Source organism: Anoxybacteroides rupiense (assembly GCF_014196195.1).
Lineage (GTDB): Bacteria > Bacillota > Bacilli > Bacillales > Anoxybacillaceae > Anoxybacteroides > Anoxybacteroides rupiense.
Map to the genome: position 1 here is coordinate 315,193 of NZ_JACIDF010000004.1, position 12,603 is coordinate 327,795.

At 43.6% G+C, this 12,603-nt stretch carries 14 protein-coding genes; 1 reads left to right on the forward strand and 13 read right to left on the reverse strand.

Annotated elements, in window-relative coordinates:
* Positions 1 to 484: 484 nt before the first annotated feature.
* On the forward strand, positions 485 to 691 hold the full coding sequence (locus GGQ95_RS09330) for an alpha/beta-type small acid-soluble spore protein (RefSeq protein WP_044745619.1): 207 nt from the start codon (positions 485 to 487) through the stop codon (positions 689 to 691).
* Positions 692 to 746: 55 nt separating this feature from the next.
* On the opposite strand, the gene GGQ95_RS09335 is transcribed toward GGQ95_RS09330, so the two are convergent.
* From GGQ95_RS09335 to tenA, 13 genes are all read right to left on the reverse strand, one after another.
* Positions 747 to 1,481 carry an amino acid ABC transporter ATP-binding protein gene (locus GGQ95_RS09335; RefSeq protein WP_044745761.1) on the reverse strand — a complete coding sequence of 245 codons (735 nt, stop codon included), beginning with the start codon at positions 1,479 to 1,481 and terminating at the stop codon, positions 747 to 749.
* Between the two features lie 14 nt (positions 1,482 to 1,495).
* On the reverse strand, positions 1,496 to 2,206 hold the full coding sequence (locus GGQ95_RS09340; protein ID WP_044745618.1) for an amino acid ABC transporter permease: 711 nt from the start codon (positions 2,204 to 2,206) through the stop codon (positions 1,496 to 1,498).
* The gene (locus GGQ95_RS09345; protein ID WP_159719381.1) at positions 2,184 to 3,014 is read right to left on the reverse strand and encodes an amino acid ABC transporter substrate-binding protein; all 831 of its coding nucleotides are present in this window, start codon (positions 3,012 to 3,014) and stop codon (positions 2,184 to 2,186) included. Before GGQ95_RS09345 ends, GGQ95_RS09340 begins: the two co-directional genes overlap by 23 nt.
* Positions 3,015 to 3,346: 332 nt before the next feature.
* On the reverse strand, positions 3,347 to 4,612 hold the full coding sequence (locus tag GGQ95_RS09350) for a hemolysin family protein (protein ID WP_066148034.1): 1,266 nt from the start codon (positions 4,610 to 4,612) through the stop codon (positions 3,347 to 3,349).
* 587 nt (positions 4,613 to 5,199) lie between these two features.
* Entirely contained in the window at positions 5,200 to 6,225 is a 1,026-nt protein-coding gene (locus tag GGQ95_RS09355; RefSeq protein WP_066148031.1) for a thiazole biosynthesis adenylyltransferase ThiF, read from the reverse strand.
* Positions 6,222 to 6,989: a thiazole synthase gene (locus GGQ95_RS09360; protein WP_066148367.1), complete on the reverse strand. Its 768-nt coding sequence runs from the start codon at positions 6,987 to 6,989 to the stop codon at positions 6,222 to 6,224. The genes GGQ95_RS09355 and GGQ95_RS09360 overlap by 4 nt, the downstream gene beginning before the upstream one ends.
* 2 nt (positions 6,990 to 6,991) lie before the next feature.
* Positions 6,992 to 7,195, reverse strand: a complete 204-nt coding sequence (gene thiS / locus GGQ95_RS09365; RefSeq protein WP_066148030.1) for a sulfur carrier protein ThiS — start codon at positions 7,193 to 7,195, stop codon at positions 6,992 to 6,994.
* 12 nt (positions 7,196 to 7,207) lie between these two features.
* Positions 7,208 to 8,344, reverse strand: coding sequence for a glycine oxidase ThiO (gene thiO, locus GGQ95_RS09370; RefSeq protein ID WP_183186665.1), 1,137 nt, complete (start codon positions 8,342 to 8,344; stop codon positions 7,208 to 7,210).
* Positions 8,345 to 8,359: 15 nt separating this feature from the next.
* Positions 8,360 to 8,989, reverse strand: a complete 630-nt coding sequence (tenI, locus tag GGQ95_RS09375) for a thiazole tautomerase TenI (protein WP_066148024.1) — start codon at positions 8,987 to 8,989, stop codon at positions 8,360 to 8,362.
* Positions 8,990 to 9,001: 12 nt separating this feature from the next.
* Positions 9,002 to 9,787, reverse strand: coding sequence for an energy-coupling factor transporter transmembrane component T family protein (locus GGQ95_RS09380; protein ID WP_066148021.1), 786 nt, complete (start codon positions 9,785 to 9,787; stop codon positions 9,002 to 9,004).
* Positions 9,762 to 11,252, reverse strand: coding sequence for an ABC transporter ATP-binding protein (locus tag GGQ95_RS09385; RefSeq protein WP_080860466.1), 1,491 nt, complete (start codon positions 11,250 to 11,252; stop codon positions 9,762 to 9,764). The genes GGQ95_RS09380 and GGQ95_RS09385 overlap by 26 nt, the downstream gene beginning before the upstream one ends.
* Positions 11,253 to 11,264: 12 nt before the next feature.
* Positions 11,265 to 11,852, reverse strand: coding sequence for an ECF transporter S component (locus GGQ95_RS09390; protein WP_044745759.1), 588 nt, complete (start codon positions 11,850 to 11,852; stop codon positions 11,265 to 11,267).
* Positions 11,821 to 12,534, reverse strand: a complete 714-nt coding sequence (gene tenA / locus GGQ95_RS09395; RefSeq protein ID WP_080860465.1) for a thiaminase II — start codon at positions 12,532 to 12,534, stop codon at positions 11,821 to 11,823. Before tenA ends, GGQ95_RS09390 begins: the two co-directional genes overlap by 32 nt.
* Positions 12,535 to 12,603: the final 69 nt, after the last annotated feature.

The following is a 12,603-nucleotide window of genomic DNA, read 5'->3' on the forward strand; positions in this document are numbered from 1 at the left end:
CGAGCACAAACCCGTGTTTTTTTACAAATTCTGTCCATTCATCATATATACATAGCACAAGAAGCAGCAATCAGTCGATTGGAATTGGCACCATGATGATAAATGTTTTTTGGTCAACTTGACATTTTCACATTTATATAGATCCAGCGTCTGAGTCTGTTTTTTTGACAGCCGGATCAATGGAAAAACGCCGCTTTACAGAGCCATCAATAGGTCTGTGAAAGCGGCGTTTTTCCGAATCTTCGTCACGTGAATGTGCGGTGATATTTCAAGCTGAATTGATACAAGTGTAAAAATACCAAAAATTACTAAGAATGAATGAAGAATAATAATAAAAAAATGTTTCAAACTACTAGTACTACTTTCACATTCACTACATTGGGGTTCGCCAAGTTGGGCAGCATGCATCAACAGCATGCGGCGCTGGTGCAAATCCAGCCAACCCACCATTTAAATACTTAAATTAATAAGGAGATGATTTAACATGGCTCGTAACAACAACTCTAATCAAGTACTAGTTTCTGGTGCTCAACAAGCGATTGATCAAATGAAATACGAAATCGCACAAGAATTTGGTGTAAATCTTGGAGCTGAAACAACTTCTCGTGCGAACGGTTCTGTTGGTGGAGAAATTACAAAACGTTTAGTTGCTATGGCACAACAACAACTTGGTGGCCAGTATACTCGATAAAACTGCATATACATGGCAAAAAGCCCCGAGCAATGAATCGCTTGGGGCTTTCTCATTATTCGATAAGCCGCAAAAACTGTTTGGTTCGTTCATGTTGAGGGTTTATAAATAATTGTTCCGGTTTTCCCTGCTCAACAATGCGTCCATGATCCATAAAAATAATTTCATCTGCTACTTCTTTTGCAAACCGCATTTCATGCGTTACAACAACCATTGTCATCCCTTCGGCGGCCAAATCTTTCATCACCTTTAGCACTTCTCCCACCAGTTCAGGATCGAGCGCTGACGTCGGCTCATCAAAAAGCATGACTTCCGGCTCCATCGCAAGTGCCCGAGCGATGCCAACCCGCTGCTGCTGCCCTCCCGATAATTGAAATGGATATTGATCCGCTTGCTGAACCAATCCTACCTTTTTCAGTAAGTCCATGGCTTTTTGGCGCGCTTGTGCTTTCGCTTCCTTTTTCACCGTTACCGGTCCTTCCATTACATTCTCAAGCGCCGTCATATGAGGAAACAGCTGATAGTTTTGAAAAACCATTCCCGTCAACCGCCGGAAAGCATGAATCTCCTGCTTGGCAACGGATTTAGCAAAATCAAGCTCCTTTTCTCCGATCCTAATCTTGCCCTTATCAGGTTTTTCTAGCACATTGAGGCAACGCAGCAAGGTGGTTTTTCCAGATCCAGAAGGTCCGATAATAACAACAACCTTCCCCTTTTGAATCTTCAGATCGATTCCTTTTAGCACCTCAACTTCGCCAAACTGCTTATATAAGCCTTGTACAGAAATCATCATTTCTTATCTCCTTATCGAGCAATGTAACGATTCAAACGTCTTTCGATCCGATCTTGAATGATCGATAATCCAAAGCATATGACCCAATAAATCAAGCCTGCTTCCGTATACACCAGCAAAAACTCGTAGTTAGTCGAGGCAATTTCTTGCGCTTTTCGAAACATTTCTGTTACAAGAATTAAGGAGGCAAGCGATGTATCTTTCACTAAGCTCACAAACGTATTCGAGAGAGGCGGGATCGAGACGCGGGCCGCTTGTGGAAAAATCACACGCCGCAAGACTTGTCCATAGCTCATGCCAATCGAATAAGCAGCTTCCCACTGTCCCTTTGGAATCGATAAAATCGCCGCACGAATAATTTCAGAAGCATAAGCACCGACATTTAATGAGAACCCAATGACAGCTGCCGGAAAAGGATCAATGGTGACCCCTAAATTCGGTAAGCCGTAAAAAATGATAAACAGCTGAACGAGCAAAGGAGTTCCGCGAATAGCCGATACATATACTCTGGCCATTCCATGAAGCAGCTTGATGCCGGAAATGCGGGCAAGCGCCGTAAGAATCGCTAATAACAATCCGATAAAAAATGTAATAATCGTTAACGGAATCGTATTATATAAAGCTCCCTTCACTAGAGGGAGAAGGGAGCTTTGAGCGATTGATGCAAGCCGCTCCAAACGATCATGATCCATCATTATGTTATTTAGATAACTTAGATACATCTTGACCAAACCATTTCTCTGAAATTTTTGCGTATGTTCCGTCCTTCATCATATCTTGTAAAGCTTGGTTAACAGCTTCCACCAATGAATCATTTCCTTTTCGGAACATGAGACCGCTTTGCGAAGCATCTTTGTGTGTAGCGACAACTTTAATCGGCGCATTCGGCTTTTGTTTTAAGTAATCAAGCACAGACAATCTATCATTAATCGTAACATCTACCCTTTTTGAGCTTAACAATTCCACTGCCTGATTAAAGCCTTCCACTCCGACTATTTCCGCGCCGTATGAACGTGCCAAGTCGGCAAAATTGCTTGTCATGGATTGGGCGGATTTTAATCCTTTGATGTCCTCAAACTTTTTCACGTTGTTGTTATCCTTATGAATCAGTAAAACAGCAGCTGATGTCGTATACGGAATAGAGAAATCGTATTTCTCTTGCCGGTCTGACCGAATGCCCACTTGGTTGGCGATCATATCAAACCGCTTCGCATCTAACCCGGCAAACATCGCATCCCATTGCGTTTCCATAAACACTGGTTTCACACCCAGACGCTTGGCCACCTCTTTCGCAACCTCTACATCAAAACCTGTTAATTCCCCATTTTTGCCATGGAAGGTGAATGGCGGATACGTTCCTTCTGTACCGATGCGAAGCTCTCCGGCTTCCTTTATTTTTGTCAATAAATCCGTTGAATTTTTTGCTCCATTATTTTTCGCTCCATTATTCGCTTCCTGATTGCCGCATCCGCTTAACAGCAACGCAGCACTAATGAGCAATAAAGAGCACATAGTAAACAGTTTTTTCATTGATGAACCCCCATTATTCCTATTGGCTTTATAACATATGTCATCATAAAAGAAATAAAAGAAGTTGTCAAATCCATTGTTTTTTGACAAGCTGATGATGAGGAAGAGAAGCTAGCAGACTGCCTTCGGAACGCATAACAAAGGCTTTCTTTTTAGAATAAATCAGTAATTTATATTACAAATGTTGATGATCTATTTATTATAGCTGCCAATAAAAAAAGAGTGTTCATCACTCTTTTCAGACTGTTGCCAAGCGCTTTCTCGACCTTCTTGATTATGCCTAAAATAGTTGTAGACAAAGTCCAATTGGACTTTGTCTACAACTTACTCCATTACGCATTTTCAGCAATCGGTTCATTTAATGAAACAAGTACCTTGCGGATTCTTCGGTTTTCCACTTGACGAACCGTTAACGTAAGAGGGCCATATTGGAGCGTTTCTCCGACGTTTGGAACGCGCTCAAACATTTCGAATATCCATCCGCCCAGTGTATGAGATAAGCTTTCCGGCTCATCAATCTCCATCAGTTCACAAAACTCATCAAGCGGCAACTCGGCATTTAACTCATAACTGTATTCATCAATTTTATGAACATTTTTTACCGCCTCGTCATGTTCATCCCATATTTCTCCAACAATCTGTTCAATAATATCTTCCAATGTAATCAGACCAGCTGTTCCCCCGAATTCATCCACAACAATGGCCATATGCACTTTACTTTTCTGTAAAGCCGGCAGCAAATCGGAAATTTTCATTGACTCCACAACAAAGAGAGGCTTTCGCAGCAGTTCGCGAATATTCACATCCCTTTGCTGGACAAGCTGGCTAAAAAAATCGCTTTCGGACAGGATACCGATCACATGGTCAATATCTTCCTCGTACACAGGAATGCGCGAATACCGCTCCTCTAAAAAAATATCGCGGATTTTTTCGATCGGCATGCCGGCCTCGACAGCGACCATATCAATGCGGGGCGTAAAAATTTCGCCAACTAAAATATCATTAAAATCAAGCGAACGATGGACAAGCTCCTTTTCTTTATTATCGATAATCCCTTCTTCTTCGCTTAAATCAATCATTTCTTTAATCTCTTCTTCTGTTACAGACGGACCTACGATGCCATGTGTCAACCATTTTGTCAGTTTTCCTTTTAAACGAGCGAACAGCAATGTGATGGGAAATAGCATTTTGATAAACACGTACATCACACTTGAATATTTCAAAGCGACCGATTCAGCGTGTTCTTTTGCAATCGATTTCGGTAATATTTCCCCAAAAATTAACAAAAGAAACATCATCGCGATACCGCTGACCAACAGACCGACATCTTCTCCTAATAAAGGAAACGCCATTTTGGCAGCGATCAAGATAGCGGAGATATCGACAATGTATTTCGCTACAATCACGGTAATTAACACATGGTCTAAATGCTCTGCAATATAGAGAACTCGCTTGCTTCCGTTCCGCTGCTCGTCTGCATCATGCTTAAAACGCGCTTTATTTATCGAAGAAAACGCCGCTTCTGCTGAAGAAAAAAAGGCTGACAAAAACATCAATAAAAGAAGTGAAATAAGAAGGCTCAGAGGCAATTCTCCCAAAGAATATTCACACTCCTAAACCGTTTCCTTGTTATTATTATCCATTCTATTTATATGTATTATCATATCAAATTTTTCACAAAATGCCTATAGCATAAACAGTGCAAAAAGCTGCAGTCATACGACTGCAGCTTTACGAATCTAAAATCACAGCGCCAATCACAAAAATCAATGTTAACAGCGAAGCAATATTTAACGTAACCGATAGCTCCTCCATTTTTTCCCCCTCCTTATTCATCGACAAAATCCCCCACCTATAAGGTAGCACTTTCTTTGGAAACAAACGAAATAAAAATCGTACAATTTATTGACAGATTCAAATGGTTCAAACCAATCCTATGACCCGGCGCTTTTTTATTCCTTGATTTGAACACCATCTTTTAGCCTAAGGAAGAAGGGAAAACTTTAGCCGATCACCGAATGCTTCACAGCGCCACGAAAGCGACTGAAAATCGCATGGTTCAGACCTTTGCTACACATTTGTACTACACCGCAGTTGACCTCTTCTCTCTTTATTTCACCTTCAAGCCGGCTGATTATAGCGCTTTTCCTGCATAAAAAATCCCTCTGAATAATCAGAGGGCGAGTTATCCTAAATAACGATAATAAATCGTTTTGGCTGTTTGAATATCTTTCGTCCCATGAATGAGCGCACGCCCATCCTGAAAGATGACAAAGCGATAGTCTCCAAGAGAAACCGACAGGAGATACGGGTTAGCTTCCGCAACCAATCCTTGTCGCAAAAACAATTGCGCCAGCTCCTGCAAATCATAATTGCGCTTTGTAGCAGGGCGAATTTGCACGGAATCCCGTCCGCATAATACGGCCGTTTTCGTTTGCATTTCATACGATAAATAGGGATAAGTCGGATGTTGACCGCAAGATGGACAATGGCTCTTTTTCACTTGATCCACACGAATGGCGGCATATTGATTATTCCAAACATCAAAAGAGACTAACTTCCGGCGAAGTGAGCTTTTATCTCCGACTAATAGCTTCAGCGCTTCTGCCACTTGATAAGCAACGACCATTTGTACGGCTGGGCTGATAATTCCGGCTGTATCACATGTCGGACCGCCCGCAGGTAGCGTTTCAAGCAAGCATTGGAAGCATGGCGTCTCTCCAGGGAGAAACGTGTAACTTAATCCATAACTGCCGACACAGGCTCCATAAATCCAAGGAATGCGATATTTGCATGACACGTCGTTAATGGTCATGCGCGTTTCAAAATTATCGGTCGCATCAATGATGACATCTGGTTTAAGCTCGCTTGCTATTCTTTCCAATTCCTCCGCGTTGGCATCGCCAATGATCGCTTGAATGGAAACGTCCGAATTAATTCGTTCCAGCCTTTGCTTAGCGGCAATCGCCTTCGGAAGACGTTGTTTCGCATCCTCCTCACTATATAATTGCTGGCGCTGCAAATTGCTCCATTCTACATAGTCGCGATCGATCAACGTTAATTGGCCAATGCCTGCCCTTACAAGCGCCTCGGCACTTCCTGTTCCTAATGCTCCCGCTCCAACAATCAGGACATGCTTAGTGGAAATCCTTTGCTGTCCCTCTTTGCCGATAGGGGCAAACAACTGTTGGCGTGAATACCGTTCATTCAAACAACGCTCATTCCTTCCGTTGGGCTGCTTGCTGTCGCATACCGTTTCCGCGGAATTCTTCCTGATTCGTAGCCAAGGCGTCCTGCTTCAATGGCCAGCTTCATCGCCTTAGCCATTTTTACCGGATCTGCTGCGCCAGCAACAGCTGTATTTAATAAGACGCCATCGGCTCCCATTTCCATAGCAAGCGCCGCATCCGCTGGGCTGCCAATACCTGCATCTACGATCACAGGAACTGTTGCTTGCTCAATAATAAAGCTTAAATTGAGGGGGTTAATAATTCCCTGACCTGAACCAATTGGGGATGCTCCTGGCATGATCGCATGGCATCCCATCTCTTGTAATCGTCTTGCCAGCACGACATCATCCGATGTGTAAGGAAGTACAATAAATCCTTCCGCTAAGAGCTTTTCCGCAGCTTTTAGCGTTTCTACCGGATCAGGGAGCAACGTTTTATCGCAACCGATCACTTCCACTTTAATCATATCACATAGACCAGAAGCTTTGGCTAATCGGGCAATGCGTACAGCCTCCTCTGCCGTTTTCGCACCTGCTGTATTAGGAAGCAGCTTATATTGGGTTAAATCTAACTGTTCGAGAAAATTAGGCTGGTTGGGCTCAAAAATATTCATCCGCCGTACAGCGAATGTTAAAATTTCAGCTCCCGACACTTCAACTGCTTCTTTTTGGATTGAAAAATTCGGGTATTTTCCTGTCCCTAATAAAAGCCGTGATTGAAATTCATATGGTCCAATTTTTAACATCATCATCCGCCTCCTACAAAATGAACAATTTCAATGCGATCTCTATGACACAAAGATATTTCAGCATAACTAGGCTTCTCGATAATATCCGCATTCACTTCAACGATGACAATCTTTTGATCTAATTGAAAATGAACAAGTAAATCAGCAACTGTTCGAACATGGTCAGGCACATGAACCATTTCTCCATTAATCAACAATTCCATATTTATTCACCTCTACACTGTGCTTATGGCATCGTGATGTCTTGTCACAGCAAAAGGGGTGATATCAAGTTCTCCGCTTCCCTTCCCTTCGACAAGATCCGCGATGAGCACCCCTGTAAGCGGGCTTAATAAAATGCCATTCCGATAATGTCCAGAAGCAATCCAAACATTTTGATAATGAGGGTGCTTTCCTATATAAGGCAAGCCATCTTTTGTTTGCGGTCTGATACCTGTCCATGATTTCTCCAGCTCGGCTCCGCCAATGCTTGGAACGAGCTCTTGGGCTTTTTCAAGCAAGTGAGTGACTCCTTGTACGGTTACCTTTTGATCAAAGGTATGCGGAGTGGAAGTCGCTCCAATTAATATTCTGCCGCCCCTCTTCGGAACAAGATAGCAGCCATTTTTAGCAAATAACGTTGCTTGAATAAGCGGCTTTTCTGTTTTAACAAGCAGACATTCTCCCTTAACAGGATAAATGGAAAGCGAAAGACCCGTCTTTTCGAGAAATAGCGCAGACCAAGCCCCGCCAGCCACAACCACAGCGTCTGCTGCAATCACTCCTTGATTGGTACGGAGTTCATATAAACCTCCCTGCTCTTTTATATCGATTACTTCCGTAAACTCATGCCACTGCGCTCCATATGCCATGGAAGCTTTAGCAAAAGCAAGCGAGAGATGCGGGGCGCTTACTTGTCCGTCTTCAGCGATGTACATAACTCCCTTAAGCGTTGGGCTCACATTCGGTTCAAGATTTGCCAGCTCCGAAGCGGACAGCCATTGAACAGGCTGTCCCATCTTCCGCCAAAACTCATAGTGTTCTTGAAGCGATTTTTGCTCTTCCTCTGTCACGGCTACTTTTAGCATGCCTTTTCGCACATAGCCAATATCGATGCCGGTCAGCTGCTTTAGCTCCTCTGCAACTTGTCCAAACATGGCACGGCTTTTCAAAGCCAATGAAATCAGAGGGCTATCGCTTGCAAATTCCGACTGCGCTCCAAGCATCCCTGCAGCCGCACTGGATGCTTGACTCGCGATTCGCTCCTTTTCCAGTACGACTGTGCGTACATTTCGTTTCGCTAACTGAAACGCGATTGAACCACCAATGACTCCGCCGCCAATAACCGCAACATCATAATGATTATGAGCCATCCTTACCCCTCTCCTTTATTTACATGCCGATCCTTTCGTATCAGGATCACATGCTTGCATAGCATAACGTTTTACCTGAGCCAACGGATCCTTCGCTAAAAACACACCGGACATCACGGCTACTCCGGCAGCACCTGCGCACCATACTTGTGAAACATGATCAGGTTGAATCCCGCCAATAGCGATGACAGGAATGCGAATGGTTGCAGCGATTTCCTGCAGCTCGCTGACTCCTCTTGCCGGTATCCCCGCTTTACATTCTGTCGGAAAAACATGTCCATATATACAATAATCGGCTCCATCCCGCTCCGCTTCGATCCCTTCTTCTAATGAATGAATGGAGCACCCAACGAGAAGCGACGGAAAATGAGCTTTGACCGCTTTTACTGATAAGCTATGATACGCCAGCTGTACTCCTTTTACCCCGCAGGCAACGGCTACATCGACCCGGTCATTTACAATGATCTTTTTGGCTGGCACACCAGCATAAAGTAGAGCCTCAATCCATTTCACCAGCTCTTTTGCTGTTTTGTTTTTTTCTCGTATATGAATCGCATCCACATGCGAATGAATGAGCGAAGAAATGGCAGCAAACTCTTCAAGCGACTGAGTTCCCGTTGAGATGACATGAAGCGCTTTCTTCATCAAAATCCCTCACTAACGCACATCTGTTACTGGAATATACGGCAAAACGATTCCTGTATAGCAGGCAAGGGCCGTTATGCCAATGATGATCAGCAAAAAGATAACATCATATTTGCTAAAGCCAATTTGATAATAAAACGTTCGATTGGTCTGATTAGAAAACCTCTTCGCCTCCATTGCCACCGCAATGCGCTGTGCTCGGCGAATGCTTTGCGATAAAAGCGGAATCGCGTATCGCTTTAGCTTGGTGTTGAGCCCGCGCTCCGCATCCGCTCCACGTACTTTTAAAGCATTACGCACGGTCTGAAATTCCTCCAGCATAATCGGCAGCAAGCGAATTCCTGCCAAAAAGCTGTACGCATATTTGGGCTTCAGCTTTAACTGCTGCATCAGCGAATAAAACAAGTAAACAGGACGCGTGGTTAAGGAAAAAAGCAAGCCTAAAAGCGCAAATGATAAAGCGCGAAAACCGAGATGCATTCCCCTTAAAAAACTTTCTTTCGTAACATGCACAAGTCCCCATTGAAACCAAGTCGTTGTTCCCTCCCCAAACATCGTCATGGAAGAGGCGGTCGAAACAAAAATCACGAAAAAAGGGACAAAGAAAAGCAACAAGTATTTAAGCGGATAACCAGTATAAAGGAAAAACAACAGCAAAAAGCCAAGCGAAAAATTCATTAATACATTTGGGTTATGCACGAATAACACAGCCACAAATAATGCCAGCATCACGAGCAATTTTAAGCTCGGATTCGTTCGGTGAAGCCATGTTTCACGATAGCTTATATTCCATCTCATGGCTCGCATCCTCCTTGCCTAATTCTTCATCAGCTGTCGTTTTCCTAATGATCGGTTCATCATGAACGAGCTTTCCTTCAGCAATGGTCCATCTTCTTGTGGCAAAATGCTGCACAATTTGTTCATCATGAGTGACCATCATAATCGTTGCTCCTTGCTCCCGGTATGATTCAAGCAATTCTAATAGCGCGAACGTATTTTTGGCATCTTGTCCAAAAGTCGGCTCGTCCAATAAAAACACTTTTTGGCCGCCAATGATGGAGGCCGCAACACTCAAGCGACGCTTCTGCCCCATAGACAGCTGATAGGGGTGCTGATCTCGTTGTTTTTCCAAGTGAAAGGCCGCCAACAGCTGTTCAACCTTTCTAGAAATTTCTTCTTCCGTGCGCTTTTCTAAGCGAAGAGAATAAGCCATCTCTTCCCAGACGGAATGGGTCACAAACTGAAACTCTGGGTTTTGGAAAACAAAAGCCATATGGCGAGCGATTTGTTTCGTTTTTTGCAGCTGTTTGCCATAGAGTTCATATGTGCCCTCGGTTGGAATCAACTTCATGAGCGCATGCAGCAGCGTGCTTTTGCCCGCTCCGTTTTTCCCCGTTACCGCAATCCACTCTCCTTCGCAGACACTTGCTTGGTCGATGTGAATTTTGGCTTCTTTTTTGCGATATCCTTTCATTTCTTTTAGATAAATGATTTCATGATCTGATGCAGAAGCTGGCTGTTCATTTCTCCGCTTTTTCCTATAATCCTCCCAAACTCCCGGATACCAAATTCCTTGTGAAGCAATCACAGATTTATAGGTTTGAAAGATCGAAGCCGCATCGCCGTCCGCGATCATGTCTCCGCTTTCATTAAATAAAATGATGCGGTCCACGAAATCCAGCACATGTTCAATTTTATGTTCGACGACAATCACCGTTTTATCATGAGCAATTTGTTTTACCGTCTTCCAAATTTCTGCGGTTCCCTCTTCATCAATCATCGCTGTCGGCTCATCAAGAAACAGTACATCAGGCTCAAGCGCAAGAACCGAAGCAAGCGCCAGACGTTGCTTCATTCCTCCCGATAGCTCATGAATATTTGTATGTGGCTGGATTGATAATCCAACCATTTGCAGCAATTCACAAATGCGATCATCCATTTGTTCACGGGGCACCCTGATATTTTCTAACGCAAAAGCAATTTCTTCATCCGCAAACGGCATGCAAAATTGCGAATCAGGATCTTGAAACACATATCCCCAGTTATCAGGCACCTGAATATGTTTCGCCTTCATAGGAATGTCCACTGAATGCGGAATTAATCCGCAAAGCACTTGCAACAGCGTCGATTTGCCGCATCCAGATGGACCTAACAGCAATACTTTCTCCCCTCTTGAAAAAGAAACTGACAAGTCTTTAAACAGCAAGCCTTCTTTTCCGGGGAATTTGAGCCGCAGCTGGTCAACAAAAGCTACGAGTTCCATTTTCTTCACCCTTTAACGGTCTAGCTGATCATAATCTTCTTTTGATGCGGAACGAACCATTTGCGTCACTCCAGTGGCTTCAAGTGCTTTCACTAAAGAGGAAGCAAACACGCCGGAAATTAAAATCGCGCCAACAAACCGTGCAACAAAGAACAATGTTAAATTCCATGGAGCCAGCGCTTCAATGTATCCTTTATAATAGTCCATAATTAACGAACCAATGGTTGAGCCAATCGCCGCAAGCGACACAACAAACACATCAAATCGCTTATAGCGGAACGCAGCGAAAGCAAGCTCTGCAAACAATCCTTGTACGACACCGTAAATCAATACTTCAAGTCCCCACTCAGAGCCGGTCACAAATTCGCTTGATGAAGCAGCAATTTCCGCCAAAAGGGCAATACCAGGCTTGCGAATAATTAAAAAGGCAACAGTAGCGGCAATGAACCACATTCCATAAATGAGTTGATCAAGATGGAAGCCAAACGGCTTAACAAAATAGTAGAATGGTCCCCATAGCTTATACACAATTCCAAATACAATGGAAATGACAATTGTAATTAAAATATCAGCTAATTTCAATCCCTTGGTTGTCTGCATCCTTTACTTTCTCCTTTCCTTGAATTGGCCATGTTTCTAAACGGTACGCCATTTCCCAAAATGAATATTCGTATTGGCTGCTAATGATAAAATGCTGTTCCATTCGCTTGCGATCCGCTTCCGACACGTTTTCTGCTACCGTATCTAATCGCTGAATTTGTTCTTCCACTAACTGACGGAACCATTCCGATCCATAAGCGGCAATCCATTCTTGATAAATCGGCTCCTGCGGCGTACAATGCTTTAATCTCTCACCAATTTCGTAATAAAGCCAATAGCATGGTAAAATAGCAGCAATCACATCGCCTAAATGACCTTCATACGCTGCCCTGTACAAATGAGAAGTATAGGCGTAAGCCGTCGGTGCCGGAACGAACGAAGCTTTTTCCTCCTCCGTGATTCCGAGCTGCTTTGCAAACTTCTCATGCAAAGATAGTTCCGCTTGCTGAGTATTTTGCGCATGATGCGCCATCCGCGCTGTTGTTGCCAAATCAAACGCTCGTGCAGCTCCAAGCGCTTGTACTCTAGCAAAATGGCTTAAATAATAGGAATCTTGCAAAACATAATAACGAAAGCACGCCAGGTCGAGCGCTCCCTCACCAAGCTCCTTGACGAATGGATGATGAAAGCTTGCCTCCCAAATAGCGTCTACCTTTTGACGCAATAACTGTGAAAATGACATGTCAATCCCTCCTTCATTTGGAAACATATCCATGCTTGAATCAATAAAAAACCACTTTCTTTCGCGAGC